Here is a 19,184-nt window from a genome sequence, read left to right as displayed (position 1 = left end):
GGGGGGGGTCGGTCAGCCCCCGTCGACCTCCACGAACCCGTAGCGGCCGCGGTGGAACAGGAGCGGACGGCGGCCGGGGTCCGCGCCGAGGTCCAGCACCCGGGCCGCGACGATGGTGTGGTCGCCGCCGTCGTACTCCGCCCACAGCGTGCAGTCGATCCACGCGACGACGCCGTCGAGCACGGGGGAGCCGTGCCGGCTCGGCCGCCACGGGACGCCGGCGAACTTGTCGACGCCCGAGCGGGCGAAGGCCGCCGACAGCCCGGACTGGTCCTCGGCGAGGACGTTGACGCAGAACCGGCCGATGTCCCGCAGCCGCGGCCAGGTGCTCGACGTGCGCGAGGGCGCGAGCGCCACCAGCGGCGGGTCCAGCGACAGCGAGCTGAACGACTGGCAGGTGAAGCCGACCGGGCCGCCGTCGCTGTCCGCGGTGACCACGGTGACGCCGGAGGCGAAGTGGCCGAGCACGTCCCGCATGACCCGTGGGTCGACGACCTCCGCCGGACCGCTCACGCCGTCGTCCCGGCGGCCGCCCGGGGGACCGAGCGGCCGCCGGCGCGGTACAGGGAGCTGGGCAGCTCGTGGCCGACCGCGGACTCGGTGACCCGCGCGGCGGCCAGCAGCGCGTCCAGGTCGATCCCGGTGCGCACGTCGGACTCCTCCAGCCAGTAGACGAGCTCCTCGGTGGCGATGTTGCCGCTCGCGCCGGGCGCGAACGGGCAGCCGCCGAGCCCGCCGACGGAGGCGTCGAGCTGGGTCACCCCGGCCTGGACGGCGGCCAGCGCGTTGGCCTGGCCGGTGCCGCGGGTGTCGTGGAAGTGCACAGCGACCGGGGTGCCGGGGCAGGCGCGGCGGACCGCGTGCAGCAGGCGGACCACCCGCGCCGGCGTCGTCGTCCCGATGGTGTCGCCCAGGCACAGGGCGTCGGCGCCGGCGGTGACCGCGGCGCGGCAGACGTCGACGGTGCGGGCGATCGGGGTGCGCCCGTCGAACGGGCAGTCCCACGCGGTGGCGACGACGACCTCCAGGGAGCCGCCGGCGCCGTGCGCCAGCGCGGCCACCTCGCCGACGCCGGCCAGCGCCTCGGCGGTGGAACGGCCGGCGTTGGCCCGGCTGTGCGCGTCGGAGGCGGACACGACCAGCTCCAGGTCGGCGAGGCCGGCGTCGACCGCGCGGACCGCGCCGCGGGGGTTGGCGACCAGCGCCGACCAGTGCACGCCCGGCCACCGGGACAGCTCGGCGGCCACCCGGTCGGCGTCGGCCAGCGCCGGGACGGCCTTCGGCGACACGAACGAGGTCACCTCGATGCGGCGGACGCCGGTGGCGACCAGCGCCTCCAGCATCGCGAGCTTGCCCTCGAGCGGGACGGGGGCCTCCAGCTGCAGCCCGTCCCGCATGCCGACCTCGCGGACGTCGACCGCCGTCGGCAGCACCAGGTCGAAGTCCGACGGCACCGCGGCCCTCCTGTCTGCTCGCCCGGACGGGGGAACCCGACCATCCTGCTACGTGATGGGGTTCCACGTGGAACGCAGGAGGTAATGACTGGGGTCGGTACACCGAGCCGAGGTGCGGGAGGGAGGCGCCGTGGACCTGGGTAGTGCCACGGGCACCCTGCCGCCCCCCGACCTGGGCAGCGCGTTCACGAACTCGCCGATGGGCGTGGCGCTGAGCACCCCGGAGGGCGTGCTCATCGAGGCGAACGCCGCGCTCGGCGAGCTGCTCCGGCGCGACCCCGGGACGCTGCGCGGCACGACGCTGTTCGACGTCACCCACCCCGAGGACGTGGCCGGCGCGGTCGCCGTCTGCGCCGGCCTGCAGGAGAGCCGCGGCCGGGCCCGCCACGAGTGCCGGATGGTGCGGTCCGACGGGGAGGTCGTGCCGGTCCAGGTGACGTCGTCCTGGGTCGACGGCACCCCGGGCGTCACCGCGCCGCACCTGGTCCTGGTGGTCGAGGACGTCACCGAGCGCAAGGCGATGGAGGCCCGGCTGCTGCACCAGTCGGCGCACGACCCGCTCACCGGGCTGCCCAACCGGCTGCTGTTCCGCGACCGGCTGCGGCACGCGCTCGAGCGGGGCCACCGCGAGCACACGCCGACCTGCGTGCTCGTGCTCGACCTCGACGGGTTCAAGGCGGTCAACGACCAGTTCGGTCACCCCGTCGGTGACGCCGTCCTCGTGGCCGTGGCCGGGCACCTCGTCTCGGTGCTGCGGGCCAGCGACACCGCGGCCCGGCTGGGCGGTGACGAGTTCGCCGTCGTCTGCGAGAACACCGAGCGGGCCGACGCCGAGGTGCTGGCCGCGCGGCTGCAGGAGGCCTTCCCCGGCTCGCTGAGCATCGGCTCGACCACCGTGCGGGTGGGCCTGAGCATCGGCATCGGCTCGGTCGACGGCGGCGTGGACCCCGAGGAGGCGCAGGACGCGGTGGTCCGGGAGGCCGACGCGGCGATGTACGCGGACAAGGCCCGCCGCCGCTGAGCTCCCTCAGGCGCGCGGCTCCGTCAGGCGCGCGAGCCGGCCCAGCCCACCGTGCCGGGCAGCCGGGCGAACACCGCGGTCAGCACCGGCAGCGGCAGCGCGAGCACGAGGAAGACGGTGAAGCCGGCGATGTCGTCGGCGTTCTGCGACGCGGCCCCCACGACGAGGGCGAGGAAGAGGACGGCGACCGAGGCGAGCGCGGAGGCGAACAGGACCGTGGGGGAGTGCCGGCCCAGCAGCCGCGCCGCCCCGGTGACCAGCCCAGCCGCGCAGGGGAGCCCGAGCAGCAGCGTGACGGTGATCGGGTCGTCCTCGGCGCCGGTGAGCACCGCGACGAGGAAGGCCAGCGACACCAGCGCGGTCAGGCCGCCGGTCACGAAGCCGAGCACGGCCGCGGTGGTCGCCGTCCCCGGCCGCCCGGGGCCGTGCGGCCACGCCGGCGGCGCGAGCGGCACCGCCGCCCAGCCGGGGCCGTACGGGGCCGGCGGCGGGGAGGGCGGGACCTGCCCGTAGGGCGGCACGGCGCCGTACGGGGGCGGGGCGCCGTACGGGGGCCGGGCGCCGTAGAGCGGCTGGGCGCCGTACGTCGGCTGGTTGCCGTACCCGGGCGGCGGGGGCGGAGGGGCGGACCCGGGCGGGACGACGTCCCACTCCTGCTCGTACGGCTGACCGGTCATACGCCCAGTCTGCGGCCGCCGCCCCCGCGCCCCGCGCTCCCGCTGCCGTGTCGTCGCCCGCTCGGGTCAGACGCCGAGGGCGGCGCCGACGACGGCGCGGGCCTCCTCCTGCACCTGCGCGAGGTGGTCGGGGCCCTTGAACGACTCCGCGTAGACCTTGTAGACGTCCTCGGTCCCCGACGGGCGGGCGGCGAACCAGGCGTTCTCCGTGACCACCTTCAGCCCGCCGATCGCGGCGTCGTTGCCGGGCGCGCGGGTGAGCTTGGCGGTGATCGGCTCGCCGGCCAGCTCGGTGGCGGTGACGTCCTCCGGCGACAGCTTCCCCAGCGCCGCCTTCTGCTCGCGGTTCGCCGGGGCGTCCACCCGCGCGTAGGCCGACGCGCCGTACCGCCCGGTCAGCTCCGCGTGCAGCTGCGACGGCGAGCTGCCGGTCACCGCCTGGATCTCGCCGGCCAGCAGCGCGAGCAGGATGCCGTCCTTGTCCGTCGTCCACACCCCGCCGTCGCGGCGCAGGAACGACGCCCCCGCGGACTCCTCGCCGCCGAAGCCGACCGACCCGTCGAGCAGCCCCGGCACGAACCACTTGAACCCGACCGGCACCTCGACCAGCCGCCGCCCCAGCCCGGCGACGACGCGGTCGATCAGCGACGACGACACCAGCGTCTTGCCGACGGCGACGTCCTCGCCCCACTCCGGGCGGTGCACGAACAGGTAGGAGATCGCGACGGCGAGGAAGTGGTTGGGGTTCATCAGCCCGGCGTCGGGGGTGACGATCCCGTGCCGGTCGGCGTCGGCGTCGTTGCCCGTGGCGATCGCGTAGTCGGCGCGCTTGCCGATGAGCGAGGCCATCGCCGACGGCGACGAGCAGTCCATCCGGATCTTGCCGTCCCAGTCGAGCGTCATGAACCGCCACGTGGGGTCGACCAGCGGGTTGACCACGGTGAGGTCGAGCCGGTGCCGCTCGGCGATGGCCGCCCAGTAGTCCACGCTCGCGCCGCCGAGCGGGTCGGCGCCGATCCGCACCCCGGCCGAGCGGACCGCGTCGAGGTCGAGCACCGCCGGCAGGTCGTCGACGTAGGTGGCGACGTAGTCGTAGCGCTGCGCCGCCGCGTGCGCCCGGGCGAACGGCACCCGCCGCACGCCGTCGAGCCCGGCAGCGAGCAGCTCGTTGGCGCGGTCGGCGATGACCTTCGTGGCGTCGGTGTCGGCCGGGCCGCCCGACGGCGGGTTGTACTTGAAGCCGCCGTCGCGGGGCGGGTTGTGCGACGGGGTGACGACGATGCCGTCGGCGAGACCGCCGGTCTTCCCCCGGTTGGCGGCGAGGATCGCGTGGCTCACCGCCGGGGTGGGCGTGTACCGGCCGGCGGCGTCGACGAGCACGGTGACGTCGTTGGCGACGAGCACCTCCAGCGCGGACGCCCACGCCGGCTCGGACAGCGCGTGGGTGTCGCGGCCGAGGAACAGCGGCCCGTCGTAGCCCTGCGCCGCCCGGTACTCGCAGATCGCCTGGGTGGTGGCCAGGATGTGCGCCTCGTTGAACGCGGTGTCGAACGCCGACCCGCGGTGCCCCGAGGTCCCGAACGACACCCGTTGCGCCGGCTCGGCCGGGTCGGGCACCAGCGTGTAGTAGGCGGTCACCAGCGAGGCGACGTCGACCAGGTCGGACGGGGCGGCCGGCTGGCCGGCGCGGGGATCGGTCACGCGCCGATCCTGGCCCGACCGGGGCCCGGCTGGCGACCCGGCGTCACCCCACCCGGGCGGTCGCCCGGCGGACCCGGAGTCCGTCGAGCAGCAGGCCGGCGGCCAGTGCGGCCCCGGCGCCCTCCCCGGCGCGCAGCCGCAGGTCCAGCAGCGGCTCCAGGCCGAGAGCGTGCAGCACCAGCTCGTGCCCGCGCTCGCGGCTGCGCTGCCCGGCGACCAGGCAGGCCTGCGCGCCGGGCTCGAGCAGCACGGCGGCCAGCGCGGCCACCGAGACGGCGAACCCGTCGAGGACGACGGGGGTGCGCGCGGCCGCGGCGCCGAGGACCGCCCCGGCCAGCACGGTGAGCTCCGGCCCGCCGAGCTCGGCCAGCGCCCGGGCGGGGTCCAGGCCGCTCCCGGCCCGGGCCACCGCGGCGGCCACCACGGCGCGCTTGCGCTCGAGCACCGCGCTGTCGGCGCCGGACCCCAGCCCGGTGACCTCGGCGGGGTCGGCGCCGAGCAGCCCGGCGGCCAGCGCGGCGGCGACGGTCGTGTTGCCCACGCCCACCTCGCCGAGCGCGAGCAGGCCGTCGCGGGCGCCCAGCTCCCGCCCGGCGGCCAGCAGCCGCTCCACGTCGGCGGCGGGCAGGGCCGGGGCCGTGGCGAGGTCGCCGCGCGGGCCGGCCGGGCGGGCGTCCACCGCGCCGGGCAGCGGGCCGCCGTCCACCCCGGCGTCGACGACGACCGTCGTCAGCCCGGCCGCGGCCGCGGCGGTGGCGCCGACCGAGGTGCCGGCCAGCGCGGCGCGGACGACGTCGCGGGTGACGTGCCCGCCGTAGGCCGAGACGCCGAGCGCGGCGACCGGGTGGTCGGCGGCGGCCAGCACGAGGGCGCCGCCGGTGACGTCGCCGCGGCCGAGGGCCACGACGCGGTCCACCGCGCGGTCGAGCACGCCGAGCGAGCCCGGGGGAGTGAGCAGGCGGTCGGCCTCGTCGCGGGCGCCGACGACGTCCTCGCGGCCGGGCGCGCGCAGGTGCGACGGGGGAGCGGCCGGGCCGCCGTCGTCGGCGGGCCAGCGGTCCTCCAGGACGACGGCGTCCAGCGGCAGCCGCCGCGACCAGCCGGCGCGCTCCAGCCCGGGCGCGGGCGGGCGCTCGTCGGGCCAGCCCAGGCACAGCCAGCCGAGGGTGGCCACGCCGTCGGGCAGGCCGACCAGCCCGGCCAGCTCCTCGGGGCGGAACAGCGTCACCCAGCCCATGCCCAGGCCCTCGGCGCGGGCGGCCAGCCACAGGTTCTGGATGGCGGCCGCGCAGCTCCACAGGTCGGCGTCGGGGAAGGTGGCGCGGCCCAGCACGCCGGCCGCGGGGGTGCGCCGGTCGCAGCAGACGACGACCCCCAGCGGCGCCTCACGCACGCCCTCGAGCTGCAGGTCGAGCAGCCGGCGGGCGGCGTCGGGCTCCATCTGCGCGGCCTGGCGCAGCCGCTCGCGGTCGGTGAGGACGGCGGCGCGGTCCCGGACGGCCGGGTCGCGGACGACGACGAACCGCCACGGCTGGCTGTGCCCGACCGACGGCGCGGAGTGCCCGGCGGCCAGCACCCGGCGCAGGACGTCGTCGGGCACCGGGTCGGGGCGGTAGCGGCGGACGTCGCGGCGGGCGGCGACGACGGCGTAGAACCCGCCGGCGTCGTCGGGCATGGCCCAGCCGGCGGGGTCGCCGGCCCGCTCGGCGGCGGAGGTGGCGTCGCCGATGAGCGGGACCGGCCGGGGATACGTCACGGGTGCTGCCTCCGCAGCCGGCCGGGGGCCCGGCGGGCCCAGGCCTCGTCCAGCAGGTCGGTGACGACGGCCGGGGCGGCCGCGGCGAGGTCGACCTGCACGCCGGAGAGCCGCTTCCCCCACCACAGCAGCGACACCGCGCCGCCCTCGGCCGCGCGCGCCTCCGACTCCCCGACCATGACGTTGAGGATGCCCGGTGCCCACAGCGTGGCGAGCACGGCGGTCCCCAGCCGGAAGGACGGGCGGCCGTGGTGGTCGGCCTCGGTGACCTCCGGCAGCGCGAGGGCCAGCGCGCGGACGTCGTCCTCGGTCATGCCCGGTCCCCGGTCACCCGCTCAGCCTGGCAGCGGCCGGGAACGGCCTCCAGCCGCCGGCGGGCACGACGGGGCGGTTCAGGCGCTCGCCGCGATCCCCGCGAGGAGCGCGATCCCGATGAACCCGATCCCCACCCAGCCCAGGACGATGCCGGCGATCGCCATGCCGTCCCCGCTCTCGCCGCGCTCGCGGATCTGGCTGCGCGCGATGTAGCCGAAGACGAGCGCCAGGACGCTGCCGATCCAGTAGATCCAGAGGATGCCCAGCACCATCGACGCGATGGCCAGGCCGTTCGTCCGGCGCGCGACCGGGTAGCCGTAGGGCGGGTACCCGTGGCCGTAGGGCGCGGGCGGTGGACCGTACGGGCCCTGCGGGGGGCCACCCGCGGCCGGGCCGGGGGTCGGCCCGTACTGCGGCCACCCCTGCTGCCCGGTGCCGTACCCGGGCGCGTCCCACTGCGTCATGTCCGTCCTCCCCGTCCCGATCCCCGCGCGGGAGCGGACGGGAGTCCGTCGTCCCGGCGCGGGTGCGGAGGGCAGGCTACGGAGCCGGGGGCCACGGGCCCAGCTCCGCCACCCCTGACGGGTCGGACAGCGGGCAGCCCGCGCGCAGGTCCGCGGAGGTGCTCGCTCGACGGCGGCGACGGGCTCCGCGCGACGTTCCCACGGGAACGCCCTCAGTCCTCGACGGCGGCGAGGAAGCGGCGCAGCGTCTCGAGGAAGACCTCGGGCTGCTCCGAGTGCACCCAGTGGCCGGCGTTCTTCACCGTGACCAGCCGGGTCGAGGGGAACAGCTCGTCCATCCGCGCGCGGTCCTCGGGCAGCACGTAGTGGCTGTTCGCGCCGGCGACCCAGAGCACCGGGCCGTCGAAGGTGGCGCCCGGCGGCGGGTCGGGGAAGCCGCGCAGCTCGCCCAGGTCGCGCTCGAGGGTCTCCAGGTTCAGCCGCCACCGCCAGCGGCCCGAGCCCACGCCCTCGCGGACCAGGCTCTGCAGCAGGAACGACCGCACCATCGTGCTCGGCACCGCCTCGCGCAGCGCCCGGTCGGCGTCCTCGCGGGTGCGCAGCGCGCCGAGGTCCACCGCCCGCATCGCGGCGATGTAGGCGCCGAACGGCGAGGCCTCCTCGTCGCGGTCGTCGGTGCGGCCGCCGGTGAGCGGGTACTCGACCGGCGCGATGTCGACGACGACGAGCGCGCGCAGCAGCTCCGGCCGGCGCAGCGCCAGCTGCATCGCCACCTTGCCGCCCATCGAGTGCCCGACCAGCGTCACCGGCTCGCCGAAGGACTCCAGCTCCGCGGCCACCAGCCCGGCCATGTCCACGTAGTCGACCCGGTCGGTCCACGGCGAGTGCCCGTGGTTGGGCAGGTCGAGCAGCGTCACCCGGTGGCGGTCGGCCAGCCCCTTCGCCGCCGTCGTCCAGTTCTTGCCCTGGCCGAACAGCCCGTGGACGAACACCACCCGCGGGCCGGCCTCGCCGACGGTGCGCGCCGCCAGCCGCTCGTCGGAGGGCGCGTCGGCGGTCACCCGGCGATTCCACCAGATCCGCGGGCGACGGCGACCTACCGTGCCGGGGACGACGGGGGAGGTCCCAGCATGCCCGGACGGCGTCGCGCCGCCACGACCACCAGACGGCGGACCACGAAGCGGCGGACGGCGGCCCGCCGGCCGCCGGTGCCCGACCTGCCCACCGCCGGTCCCGGTGAGCGGGTGTGGGTGCTCGCCGTCCCGTTCCGCGCCCCGGCCCCGGGCGCCGTCTGGCACGCCGGGCTGCAGGCGCACGTGTGGGTCGGCGCGCGGCTGCCGCCGGCGCTGGCGCCCTACGACCCGCCGCCCTACACGTTCGAGCGCTTCCTCGAGGACGAGCTCAACGAGGCGCCGCGGCCGCTGCCCGAGGCCCGGCAGCTGGTGCCGCGCGACGAGCAGTGCACCGGCGCCGAGGCCGTCGTGGCCTCGGCCGCGGCCGGGCACCGGGTGTTCCTGCTCGGCGACGACCCCGGCGTCGGCAAGACCGGCACCGCGGTGATGGCCGCCCGCGAGATCTGCGAGCTGCGCGGCGGCGAGCGGGTGCTCGTCGTCGCCGACCGCCCGGCCGCCATCACCATCCCGCACTGGACCCGCTCGATCGCCGGCTTCGGCGACGGCGGCCTGCGCTGGTGCGTCACCACCTGGGACCGGCTGGCGAAGGTCGCGAAGCTGCCGTTCGACGTCGTGATCGCCGACGAGGCGCACATGGTCCGGCACACGACGACGCAGCGCTGGAAGCACTGGAAGGCGGTCTCCGGCGGCGCCCGCGCGAAGGACGTCCCCTTCGTCATCGCCGCCACCGCCACCCCGGCGCACACCCCGCTGGAGCTGCCCTACCTGGCGCCGCAGTTCGCCCAGGTGCACGACGAGCCGCTGCGCGCCTGGGCCGACCTGCCCGCGAAGCTCGCCGGGCACGGGTTCCACGTGGAACGCGGCCGCTACGGCTGGGCGTGGACCGAGGACGCCGACGCCCGCCGCGCCGACCTCGCCCGCCTGCAGGGCTGGCTGGCCGACGCGGACCCGCCAGCGACCCTGCACCGCCCGGCGCCGTGGGGCCCGGTGTCGGTGACCGGGACCCCGGTGGCCCTGACCCCCGCCGAGCGGGCCGCCTACGAGTCGGAGTGGCAGGAGTTCCGCGCGGAGATGCAGCTGGCCCGGAAGGCCCGGCAGAGCGCCCGCGGCCGCGCCGCGCTGCTGCGGTTCCGGCAGAAGGCGGGGCTGATCCGCGCGCAGGCGACCGTCGACTGGGTGCGCGCCCAGGTCGAGGCCGAGCGGCAGGTCGCGGTGTCGGTGGAGTTCGTGGAGACCGCGGCCGACCCGATCCGCGAGGCGCTGCTCGACTCCGGCATCGCCGTCGCCTCGATCTACGGGCGCGACCGGTTCGACGTCGAGGCCGAGCGGCTGCGCTTCCAGACCGGTGAGGCGACGGTGTGCGTGTTCACCGTGACCGCCTCGATCAGCCTGCACGCCGGCGAGCTGCTGCCCGGCGGGACGACGGCATCGCCGACGCCGCGGGTCGGGCTGTTCCACCAGCCGCGCTTCTCCGGCATCCAGGCCCGCCAGGTCACCGGCCGCACCCACCGCGACGGGCAGGTCTCGCCGTGGCGGGTGGCCTACGCCGAGGGGACGGTCGAGGAGCAGGTGGCCCGGGTGATGGTCGAGCGGCTGGCGGTCAGCGGGTCGACGGCGGGCGCGGACACCTCGGCCCTGCGGGAGATCGCCGAGCTGCTCGACGCCGACTGGCTGCCGCCGGTCGCGCTCACCGACGCCTGAGAGACGCCGCGCGGCGCTACCGTCCGGCTCCGTGATCCCGGTCGCCGCCGTCGGTACCGCGCTGCTCGCCGCCCTCGCCGTCCTCCAGCTCGCGCTGGCCGGCGGCGCGCCGCTGGGGCGGTTCGCGTGGGGCGGGCAGCACGTCGTCCTGCCGCCCCGCCTGCGGGTGGGCAGCGTGCTGTCGATCGGGGTCTACGCCGTGGTGGCGCTGCTGGTGCTGCAGGCGGCCGGGGCCGTCGACCTGCTGCCCGGCGGGCTCGTCGAGGTCGGCATGTGGGTCCTGACCGGGTACTTCGCGCTGGGCGTGGTCCTCAACGCGCTCTCCCGCAGCCGGCCCGAGCGGCTGGTCATGACGCCGGTCGCCCTCGCGCTGGCCGTCGTCTGCCTGGTGCTGGCGCTGGCCTGAGCCGGCGCTACGCCCCCGGCTGCGCGTGCAGCCGGCGGGCCGCCGACGCGTGCAGGAAGCCGGTGATCCCGAGGACGGCCAGGCCGCCCACCGCGTGCAGGCCGCCCCAGACGGTCCCCTCGTCGGCCAGGGCCCGCAGCAGGCTCTGCCCGACGAAGGTGAGCAGGGCGAGCACCAGGGCGAGGACGACGTCCCGGGTGCCGGCGCGGGCCAGCAGTGCCAGGACGAGGACCACGGCCGACAGCGCGGGGATGACGGTGAAGCCGTTGGTCACGTGGGCGTCGAAGCCCCCGCCGAAGGCGCCCAGCCCGGCGAGGAAGAACTGCACGACGACGGCGAGCAGCAGCAGGGCCAGCGCCAGCCGGTAGGCGACCAGCGCCCCGTGCCGCGGTCCACCGCCTCGTGTCCGCGTCGTCGCCGGGGTCCCGTGAGCGGTCATCGGCGGCCTCCTGTCGGGTGCCTGCCGGCCAGGATCCGGCGGCGCCGGACCGGCGTCCAGGGCCTGTCGTCCCGGCGTAGGACCATGGGGGCGTGCGGCGGGAGGCGAGCGTCCTGCACCTGGACCTGGACGCGTTCTTCGCCGCCGTCGAGCAGCGCGACAAGCCCTCGCTGCGGGGCCGGCCGGTGGTCGTCGGTGGCACCGGCGGGCGCGGCGTCGTCGCGACGGCGTCCTACGAGGCGCGCGCGTACGGGGCCCGCTCGGCCATGTCGACGGCGGAGGCGCGGCGCCGCTGCCCGCCGGGGACGGCGTTCCTCGGCGGCCGGTTCGGCGCCTACCGGCGCACCTCCGACGTCGTCATGGAGTTGCTGCGGGAGCTGTCGCCGCTCGTCGAGCCGGTGTCGATCGACGAGGCCTACGTCGACCTCGCCGCCGGTCCGGGGCACGACCTGTCCGTCGCGGGCGTCACCGCGCTGGCCCGCGGGCTGAAGGCGCGCATCGCCGAGGCCACCGGCGGGGTGACCGGCTCGGTGGGCATCGGCAGCTCCAAGCTCATGGCCAAGATCGGCTCCGACCTGGACAAGCCCGACGGCCTCGTCGTCGTCGCGCCCGGCACGGAGCTGGACGTGCTGCACCCGCTGCCGGTGACCCGGCTCGGCGGCGTGGGCCCGGCGACGGCGGAGCGGCTGCGGCAGGTCGGCGTCGCGACGGTGGCGCAGCTGGCCGCCAAGTCGCTGCCGGACCTCGTCGCGCTGGCCGGGAAGGCGCACGGCAGCGGGCTGTACCAGCTGGCGCGGGCCGAGGACGACCGGCCGGTGGTGGCCGAGCGCGAGGCCAAGTCGGTGTCGCACGAGGAGACCTTCGAGCGGGACCTCACCGACCTCGCCGAGCTCAACCGGCTGATCGACTCGATGGCCACCCGGGTGGGCGCGCGGCTGCGGACCTCGGCGCTGTCGGGGCGGACGGTGACGCTCAAGCTGCGCCGCTACGACTTCACCACGCTCACCCGCTCGCAGACGCTGCCGCAGCCCACCGACGACGCCCGCCAGGTCGCCTCGATCGCCCGGCGGCTGCTCGTCGAGGCCGGCACCGGCGGGGGCCTGCGGCTGCTCGGCGTCGGCGTCTCGGGGCTGTCCCAGTACGCGCAGGGCGACCTGTTCGCCGACGACGACGCCGACGCGCCCGACGAGTCGGAGGCCGCCGCCGTCCTCGCGCAGGCCGCCCGGACCGCGGGCCCGGCCGACCGGCGGTGGTGGCCGGGGCAGGACGTCGTGCACGACGAGCTGGGCCCGGGCTGGGTGTGGGGCCGCGGGCTGGGCCGGGTGACGGTGCGCTTCGAGGGGCCGCTGACCCCGCCCGGCCCGGTGCGGACCCTCGCCGCGGACGACCCGGCGCTGCACCCGGGCGACCCGCCGGACTGGCGGCCCCCGACGATGGAGCCGTGAGCGAGAACCTCTGGGTGCGGATGACCGAGGCCGACCCCGGTCACTCGGCGGCCTACGTCAAGCGGTTCAAGGACCTGGCCGCGGGCGGGATGGACATCGTCGGCGAGGCGCGGCTGGTCGACGCGATGCTGCCGCGGCGGTCGCGGGTGCTCGACGCCGGCTGCGGCCCGGGCCGGGTCGGCGGCCACCTCGCCGCGGCGGGGCACGACGTCGTCGGGGTCGACGTCGACCCGGTGCTGATAGCCGCCGCGCAGGAGGACCACCCGGGCGCGCGCTGGCTGGTCGGCGACCTGGCCGCCCTCGACCTGCCCGACCGGTTCGACGCGATCGTGTGCGCCGGCAACGTGGTGACGTTCCTGGCGCCGTCCACGCGGGTCGAGGTGCTCCGGCGCTTCCGCGCCCACCTGGCCGACGGCGGCCGGGCGGTCGTCGGCTTCGGCGCCGGGCGGGACTACGCCTTCGACGCGTTCCTCGACGACGCCCGCGCCGCCGGGCTGGCGCCGGACCTGCTCCTGTCGAGCTGGCACCTGCACCCGTTCACCGCGGGGTCGGACTTCCTGGTCGCCGTCCTCCGGGTCAGCTGACGCCGGCCGGCCGGCCGACCACCTGCAGGTCGCCGTCGAGCCGGACGACGAGCGCCTCGCCGTCGGCGCCGCGCAGGTGCGCCTCGAACAGCCCCCACACGTCCACCTCCAGCCACTCGATCGTCGCTCCCGGCACCTCAGCGAGGGCGGCGGCGGCCACCTCGACGGCGACGTCGGCGGTCAGCTCCGGCGACAGCGGGCGGCGCGGGGTGCGCACCCAGGCGTGCCGGCCGACGGTCTCGGTGCTGCGGTACACGGTGGCCTCCTCGGGTCCCGGCGGCGGGAGTGCCGCCGTGGACCCGAGCCTCGGCCGCCCGCCTGGGAGCAGCCTGGGGACGACGTGCGGGTTCCCCGCCCCTCAGCGGCAGCCGAGGGCGAGGGTGAGCTCGAGGACGGTCTGCGGATCGTCGAGGTGCGCGCCGAACAGTTCCCGCAGCTGCCCCATCCGGTAGCGCACCGTCTGCGGGTGGACGAACAGCTCCGCGGCCACCCGCTCGCGCCGGCCGTGGTGCAGCAGCCACGAGCGCAGCGTCTCCAGCAGCTTCTCCCGCGGGCCGGGAGCCAGCCCGTCGAGCGGGGCGAGCACCTGCGCGCGCAGGTCGGCCAGCGCCTCGCCGTCGGCACGCAGGACCAGGTCGGCCAGCCGCTGCTCGGTGTCCACGGGCGCGTCGCCGTCGGGGGACAGGCCCACCTGCAGCGCGCGCAGCGCCCGCGAGTACGACGAGCGCGCCTCCTGCCACGGCCGCGCCGGCCCGACGACGGCGTCGCGGCCGGAGAGCACCTTGAGCAGCGCGGCGCGGGCGAACCCCTCGGCGTCGGGCACCAGCAGCACCGCCCGCTCGGTCGAGGGCTCGGCGCCGGGCAGGTCCTCGCCGGCCTGCAGCGTGCGCGCGTCGAGCACCGCCGTCGCGTCGCGGGCGCCGGCCTCGGACAGCAGGACGGCGGTGAGCGTGCGCGGCGGCGTCCAGTCCGCCCGCTCGGCCGCGGTGATCAGCTCGTACGGGGGCGCGCCGGTGACCAGCAGCTCGGCCAGCCGCTCCAGGTGCCGCCGCCGTACCCGGCCGCTGGCCGCGAGCTGGTCGGCGTGCCCGGAGGCGCTCGCCGCCGAGAGCTGGTCGATGTAGGCGAACACCAGCTCGGCGAAGCGGGCCAGCGCCGCGGCGGGCATGCCGGCCGCCACCGCCGTCTCGCTGAGGTGCCGCCAGGCCACCCGGGCGCCGACCCGGTAGGCCGACAGCAGCGCGTCCATCGACCGGCCGGTGCGCGCCTCCCCGCGGCCGAGCGCGTAGGCGCTCTCGATCGCGGGGTCCACCGGCCGGCTGGCGTCCGCGCCGCCGGTCGCGAGCTCCAGGAAGCCGCCGAGGGCGAGCTGGACGGCGTTCTCGATCTTGCGGCCCATCTGCCCGCGGAAGGCCTCGGCGTAGCTGGGCACCTCGACGACGATCGCCGCGACCGTCCGCTCGGCGACCGACGGCAGCTCCGTGCGCATCGCCGCCGCGACGTGCAGCGCGAAGGTCTCCTGCTGGGGGACCACGTGACCTCCCCGTGACACGGTTTGTCCTCCGCGAACAGTATCCGGCGGAACGTTCACGTCCAGGGCACAGGTAGTTGCACGTTCCGCAGGGAACAGTGAGGGCATGACCGCGACCGCTCCGCGCCCTTCCCCGGCCCGGCCGGCCCTCAAGGCGCTGCGCGACCGCGTCCTGCGCGTCGCCGAACTCGTCACCACCCCGCTGCTGCCCGCCGACTACCTCGACCTGATCGACCCGCTGCGCGCCGGCGCCGACCTGCGCGGACGGATCGAGGCGGTCGTGCCCGAGACCCGCGACGCCGCCACCGTGGTCATCCGGCCCGGCGCCGACTGGCAGCCGCACCGGCCTGGCCAGTACGTGCGCATCGGCATCGACGTCGACGGCGTCCGGATGTGGCGGGCCTACTCGATCACCTCCGACCTCGGCCGCACCGACGGCTGCTTCACCGTGACCGTCAAGGCGATCCCCGGCGGCAAGGTGAGCAACCACCTGGTCCGCCGGGCGAAGCCCGGCGCGATCGTGCAGCTCGACCAGGCCACCGGGGACTTCTGCCTGCCCGCGCAGCTGCCGGCCAAGGCGCTGTTCGTCACCGCCGGCTCCGGCATCACCCCGGTGATGGGCATCCTGCGCAACCACCCCGAGCTCACCGACGTCGTCCTGGTGCACTCCGCGCCCACGCCCGACGACGTCGTCTTCGGGGCGGAGCTGCGGCGGCTGGCCGCCGACGGGCGGATCCGGCTGGTCGAGCAGCACACCGACACCGCCGGGATGCTCGACGCCGCGGCGGTCGCCGCCCTCGTCCCCGACGTCGCCGAGCGCGACACCTGGGCGTGCGGCCCGGTCGGCATGCTCGAGGCGCTGGAGGAGCACTGGGCCGCGGCGGGACTCACCGAGCGGCTCTACACCGAGCGGTTCCGCCCCAAGGTCCTGGTCACCGGCGAGGGCGGCACGGTCACCTTCACGAAGAAGGGCACCTCGCTCGAGGCCGACGGCGCCACCCCGATCCTCGACGCCGCCGAGGAGGCCGGCGTCCTCATGCCCAGCGGCTGCCGCATGGGCATCTGCTACGGCTGCGTGCTCCCGCTGCGCGAGGGCGCCGTCCGCGACCTGCGCACCGGCGAGGTGACCACCGCCGCCCCCGGCGACGGCGTCCTCGTCCAGACCTGCATCAGCGCCGCCGCCGGCGCCTGCGACATCGACCACTGACCGCTTCCGACCCAGAGGAGCACCGCATGACCGTTCTGCAGAAGAAGGCCGTCAACCCCATCGAGCACCTCACCCCCGAGGACGTCGAGCTCATCGGCAAGGAGCTCGACGAGATCCGCCAGGGCGTGATGGACAGCCGCGGCGAGTCCGACGCGCGCTACATCCGCAAGGTCATCGACGTGCACCGCAAGATCGAGCTGGGCAGCCGCGCCGTGCTGCTGGCGTCCGGCTTCCCGCCCGCGTGGATCGCCGGGACGATCGGCCTGTCGATCGCCAAGATCCTCGAGAACATGGAGATCGGGCACAACATCCTCCACGGGCAGTGGGACTGGATGCGCGACCCGAAGATCCACTCCACGACGTGGGAGTGGGACATGGCCAGCCCGGCCGAGCAGTGGAAGCACTCGCACAACGAGCTGCACCACACGTACACGAACGTCGTCGGCAAGGACAACGACCTCGGCTACGGCATCATGCGCGTCGACGAGGACCAGCCCTGGACGCCGCTGTACCTCGGCCAGCCGCTGTGGAGCTTCATCAACGCGTGCTTCTTCGAGTACGGGATCGCCGCGTACGACCTCGAGCTCGGCGCCGTCATCGCCAAGAAGCAGACCGGCGACCCGGAGTTCCGCCGACGGGCCAAGCAGGTGCTGGTCAAGATCGGCCGGCAGGTGCGCAAGGACTACGTCATCCACCCGCTGCTGTCGGGCCCGAACTTCCTGGCCACCCTGGCCGCGAACTTCACCGCCAACATCGTGCGGAACCTGTGGTCGAACTCGGTCATCCTCTGTGGGCACTTCCCCGAGGGCGTCGAGACCTTCGAGAAGAAGTCCATCGACGGCGAGACCCGCGGCGAGTGGTACCTGCGGCAGATGCTCGGCTCGGCCAACATCTCCGGCTCGAAGGCGATGCACATCCTGACCGGGAACCTGTCCCACCAGATCGAGCACCACCTGTTCCCGGACCTGCCGAGCAACCGGTACGCCGAGATCGCCCCGAAGATCCGCGACCTGTTCCAGCGCTACGGGCTGAACTACCACACCGCGCCGCTGCCGAAGCAGGTCGGCTCGGCCTGGCACAAGATCATCCGGCTGTCGCTGCCGAACGGCTGGCTGGCGAACACCAACGCCCGCAACCTGCCCTCGCAGCTGGCCAAGCTCTGGAAGATGACCACCGGGGAGCCGAAGGTCCGCCGCCGGCTGGTCCGCGAGCAGGCCGCCATGGCCGCCGCTGCCGCCTGAGACCGCGCAGCCGCACGGCACACGCGGAGGGGCCCGGGACGGATCGCCGTCCCGGGCCCCTCGTGCGTCAGCGGCCGGTCAGGGCCGCAGCGCCGGCTGGGCGTAGTTCAGCCGGAGCAGCACGGACGGGTCGCCGACCGGCACCTCCCACACCGCGCCGCCCGCGTCCGGGTCGACGACCTGTCCCGACTTGAGGAACGCCGCGACCTGCGCCTGCCCCTGCAGCGCCGACGGGTGGGTCAGGACCAGCAGGAACGAGTGCGGGTTGGGCAGCGGCGGCGTCGCCCTGTCGTTGCGGTAGAGGCTGGTCCGCGACCACAGGTGCCCGGCGTCGACGAGCGTGTACGACGTCGGGTTGGGCACCGTCTGGTCGCCGTAGGCCACCTGGACCAGCACCCGCTGCGGGTCGATCAGCGGGGCGAAGGTCTCCGGGCTGCCCGGGCGGGACAGCCAGGTGGACCGGGCCAGGTACTCCTGGATCTCCACCGCGCCGGGCACGGTGACCGTGACCGGGCCCTCGCCACGCAGCGGCATCTGCTCCTGGAAGTAGTTCCGCGTCGGGTCGGCGCTGTTGAGCAGCCCCGCCGCCTGCAGCGACGCCGTGGTCAGCGGGCGGAACGCCGGCGAGAGCCGGGCGATCTCGCTGATCGGGCCGCCGGGCACGTTGAGCACCGAGCGGGTCACCGCCCGGTCGACGCCGGTCAGCATCGTGCCGTAGATGCCGCCGAAGCTCTGGCCGAAGTAGGTCACGCCCTCGCCGGAGAGGTCGGCCGTCCCGTTGCCGTCGACGTCGGTGCCGCCCAGCGAGCGGATCAGCGTCATGTTGTCCGCGACGGTCTGCCGCAGCGCGTCGCGGGAGGACTGGGCCGCGGCCGCACCGGTGGCCGAGGACCCCTCGCTGGACTCGATGTCGGTGTCACGGTCCTGGTCGATCCCGCGCCCGTGGGCCGGGATGACCGTCGTCGTGCCGCCGCTGGTCACGTTCCAGGCGCTCTCCGGGCCGAAGCCGTGGCCGACCACGTTCGTGCCGATGGTCGCGATGCCGTTCTGGGCGTTCGCGACCGCGGCGAGGAACACCGCGTTGGTCGAGCTGGTGAAGCCGTGGCCGAACACCGCGACCGGCCAGCCGCCGGCCGGGGCCTGCCCGGGCGGCAGGACGGCGACGAAGGGCAGCCGCTCGGCCTCGACCGGCCGCGGGCCGGCGTCCCGCGTCGGCGTCTGGGGGATGGTGACGTCCGGGGTGAGCCAGGACGGCGCCTGGAACGTGCCGAAGACGATCGTGCCGCCGACCTGGGCCGTCGGGACGGGCACGGGCGTCGGCGCGGGGTCGGTGGCGCCGCGGTCGGTGGTCCACGTGACGGTCGTGCCGCGGGCCGGGAAGGCGCCCTGGACCTGCAGGCCGGGGCGGTCGATCCCGACGGCGCGGAAGGCGCTGCCGCTGTCGATCTGCCGCTGCAGGTCCTGCAGGCCGTCGGTGGCCGACAGGGTGGTGAAGGTCGTGTCCTGGGTGGCCCCGATGGTCGGGCCGCCCTGGACCCTGACCCGGTAGGTCGTGCCGGGCGCGAGCTGCTGCGCCGGGTGGGCGTAGAGCGTGTTGGCGGCCGGGTCCCAGACGACGCGGTCGACGCCGGTCCGCCAGCCGCCGCGCTCCTCCTGGACCGTGATCCGGGCGGCGGCCGTGGCCGGGTCGACCGGCCTGCTGAAGCGGATCGCCAGCCGCGGGTCGAGGTCGAAGCCGTCGAGCTGGTTGAGCTGCTGCACCAGGCCGCAGCTGATCGGGGCGCCGCAGTCGGCCGTCGGCAGGCTCACCCGCCGGCCGGTCAGCTGGGCGGGGTCGCGCACGGTGAGGGTGTCGGAGGGGAAGACCGAGACCGGCTCGGCCTTCTGCGGGTCGGCCAGCGCGGGGGGCGCGGTGACCGAGAGGGCGGCCGTGAAGGCCAGCGCACCGACGAGCGACGTCGTCGCGCGGTGCCAGCGTCGTTGCTGCAAGGCGTCTCCAGGTGGGAGGAAGGGGGCGCCTCTTCCTAGTCTGCCGTGACTCGGATCACAAGATGATCACGAGAAATGGCAGGTCAGGACCGGTCCGTCCCCGTCCCGGGGCCGGGAGGG

At 76.1% G+C, this 19,184-nt stretch carries 19 protein-coding genes; 7 read left to right on the top strand and 12 right to left on the bottom strand.

Annotated elements, in window-relative coordinates:
* Window positions 1-12 precede the first annotated feature (12 nt).
* Both ACI79B_RS16360 and ACI79B_RS16355 read right to left on the bottom strand, forming a co-directional pair.
* On the bottom strand, window positions 13-513 hold the full coding sequence (locus ACI79B_RS16360) for a flavin reductase family protein (RefSeq protein ID WP_456927671.1): 501 nt from the start codon (window positions 511-513) through the stop codon (window positions 13-15).
* Complete coding sequence (locus tag ACI79B_RS16355; RefSeq protein WP_456927672.1) at window positions 510-1,454, bottom strand: hydroxymethylglutaryl-CoA lyase; 945 nt, start codon at window positions 1,452-1,454, stop codon at window positions 510-512. Before ACI79B_RS16355 ends, ACI79B_RS16360 begins: the two co-directional genes overlap by 4 nt.
* A gap of 130 nt (window positions 1,455-1,584) precedes the next feature.
* Here ACI79B_RS16355 and ACI79B_RS16350 point away from each other — a divergent pair, with 130 nt between their 5' ends.
* Window positions 1,585-2,475, top strand: a complete 891-nt coding sequence (locus ACI79B_RS16350) for a diguanylate cyclase domain-containing protein (protein ID WP_456927674.1) — start codon at window positions 1,585-1,587, stop codon at window positions 2,473-2,475.
* A gap of 23 nt (window positions 2,476-2,498) precedes the next feature.
* Here ACI79B_RS16350 and ACI79B_RS16345 read toward each other — a convergent pair whose 3' ends face one another.
* From ACI79B_RS16345 to ACI79B_RS16320, 6 genes are all read right to left on the bottom strand, one after another.
* Entirely contained in the window at window positions 2,499-3,152 is a 654-nt protein-coding gene (locus tag ACI79B_RS16345) for a hypothetical protein (protein ID WP_456927675.1), read from the bottom strand.
* 66 nt (window positions 3,153-3,218) lie between these two features.
* Window positions 3,219-4,853, bottom strand: a complete 1,635-nt coding sequence (gene pgm, locus ACI79B_RS16340; RefSeq protein WP_456927676.1) for a phosphoglucomutase (alpha-D-glucose-1,6-bisphosphate-dependent) — start codon at window positions 4,851-4,853, stop codon at window positions 3,219-3,221.
* A 43-nt stretch (window positions 4,854-4,896) separates the two neighbouring features.
* Window positions 4,897-6,609: a 5,6-dimethylbenzimidazole synthase gene (bluB, locus tag ACI79B_RS16335; RefSeq protein ID WP_456927677.1), complete on the bottom strand. Its 1,713-nt coding sequence runs from the start codon at window positions 6,607-6,609 to the stop codon at window positions 4,897-4,899.
* A complete protein-coding gene (locus ACI79B_RS16330) occupies window positions 6,606-6,923 on the bottom strand; it encodes a hypothetical protein (RefSeq protein WP_456927678.1) in 318 nt (105 codons plus the stop codon). The genes bluB and ACI79B_RS16330 overlap by 4 nt, the downstream gene beginning before the upstream one ends.
* A 78-nt stretch (window positions 6,924-7,001) precedes the next feature.
* On the bottom strand, window positions 7,002-7,388 hold the full coding sequence (locus tag ACI79B_RS16325; protein WP_456927679.1) for a DUF4190 domain-containing protein: 387 nt from the start codon (window positions 7,386-7,388) through the stop codon (window positions 7,002-7,004).
* Window positions 7,389-7,600: 212 nt separating this feature from the next.
* Window positions 7,601-8,449: an alpha/beta fold hydrolase gene (locus ACI79B_RS16320; protein WP_456927680.1), complete on the bottom strand. Its 849-nt coding sequence runs from the start codon at window positions 8,447-8,449 to the stop codon at window positions 7,601-7,603.
* A 69-nt stretch (window positions 8,450-8,518) separates the two neighbouring features.
* On the opposite strand from ACI79B_RS16320, the gene ACI79B_RS16315 reads away from it, so the two are divergent.
* Both ACI79B_RS16315 and ACI79B_RS16310 read left to right on the top strand, forming a co-directional pair.
* Entirely contained in the window at window positions 8,519-10,222 is a 1,704-nt protein-coding gene (locus ACI79B_RS16315) for a helicase (RefSeq protein ID WP_456927681.1), read from the top strand.
* 31 nt (window positions 10,223-10,253) lie between these two features.
* Window positions 10,254-10,628, top strand: coding sequence for a hypothetical protein (locus tag ACI79B_RS16310; protein WP_456927682.1), 375 nt, complete (start codon window positions 10,254-10,256; stop codon window positions 10,626-10,628).
* Window positions 10,629-10,635: 7 nt separating this feature from the next.
* On the opposite strand, the gene ACI79B_RS16305 is transcribed toward ACI79B_RS16310, so the two are convergent.
* Complete coding sequence (locus ACI79B_RS16305; RefSeq protein WP_456927683.1) at window positions 10,636-11,067, bottom strand: DUF6220 domain-containing protein; 432 nt, start codon at window positions 11,065-11,067, stop codon at window positions 10,636-10,638.
* 92 nt (window positions 11,068-11,159) lie between these two features.
* Between ACI79B_RS16305 and ACI79B_RS16300 the strand changes: the two genes are divergently transcribed.
* Both ACI79B_RS16300 and ACI79B_RS16295 read left to right on the top strand, forming a co-directional pair.
* Window positions 11,160-12,512 carry a DNA polymerase IV gene (locus ACI79B_RS16300; protein WP_456927684.1) on the top strand — a complete coding sequence of 451 codons (1,353 nt, stop codon included), beginning with the start codon at window positions 11,160-11,162 and terminating at the stop codon, window positions 12,510-12,512.
* Window positions 12,509-13,096, top strand: coding sequence for a class I SAM-dependent methyltransferase (locus ACI79B_RS16295; RefSeq protein ID WP_456927685.1), 588 nt, complete (start codon window positions 12,509-12,511; stop codon window positions 13,094-13,096). Before ACI79B_RS16300 ends, ACI79B_RS16295 begins: the two co-directional genes overlap by 4 nt.
* Here ACI79B_RS16295 and ACI79B_RS16290 read toward each other — a convergent pair.
* Together ACI79B_RS16290 and ACI79B_RS16285 are read right to left on the bottom strand one after the other, a co-directional pair.
* A complete protein-coding gene (locus tag ACI79B_RS16290; RefSeq protein ID WP_456927686.1) occupies window positions 13,089-13,352 on the bottom strand; it encodes a hypothetical protein in 264 nt (87 codons plus the stop codon). The two genes, ACI79B_RS16295 and ACI79B_RS16290, sit on opposite strands and share 8 nt — an antisense overlap.
* Before the next feature lie 102 nt (window positions 13,353-13,454).
* Window positions 13,455-14,630, bottom strand: a complete 1,176-nt coding sequence (locus ACI79B_RS16285) for a PucR family transcriptional regulator (RefSeq protein ID WP_456927687.1) — start codon at window positions 14,628-14,630, stop codon at window positions 13,455-13,457.
* A gap of 103 nt (window positions 14,631-14,733) precedes the next feature.
* Here ACI79B_RS16285 and ACI79B_RS16280 point away from each other — a divergent pair, with 103 nt between their 5' ends.
* Window positions 14,734-15,834, top strand: coding sequence for a ferredoxin reductase (locus ACI79B_RS16280; protein WP_456927688.1), 1,101 nt, complete (start codon window positions 14,734-14,736; stop codon window positions 15,832-15,834).
* A gap of 26 nt (window positions 15,835-15,860) precedes the next feature.
* Entirely contained in the window at window positions 15,861-17,075 is a 1,215-nt protein-coding gene (locus tag ACI79B_RS16275) for a fatty acid desaturase family protein (protein WP_456927689.1), read from the top strand.
* Window positions 17,076-17,153: 78 nt separating this feature from the next.
* Here ACI79B_RS16275 and ACI79B_RS16270 read toward each other — a convergent pair whose 3' ends face one another.
* Window positions 17,154-19,064 (bottom strand): Ig-like domain-containing protein, encoded by a 1,911-nt coding sequence (locus ACI79B_RS16270; protein ID WP_456927690.1) that lies wholly within the window; start codon window positions 19,062-19,064, stop codon window positions 17,154-17,156.
* Window positions 19,065-19,184: the final 120 nt, after the last annotated feature.

The sequence above is a fragment of the Geodermatophilus sp. SYSU D00879 genome, from assembly GCF_054050375.1.
Note: the sequence above shows the minus strand (reverse complement) of the source record. Positions and strands in the feature narration are given on the sequence as shown.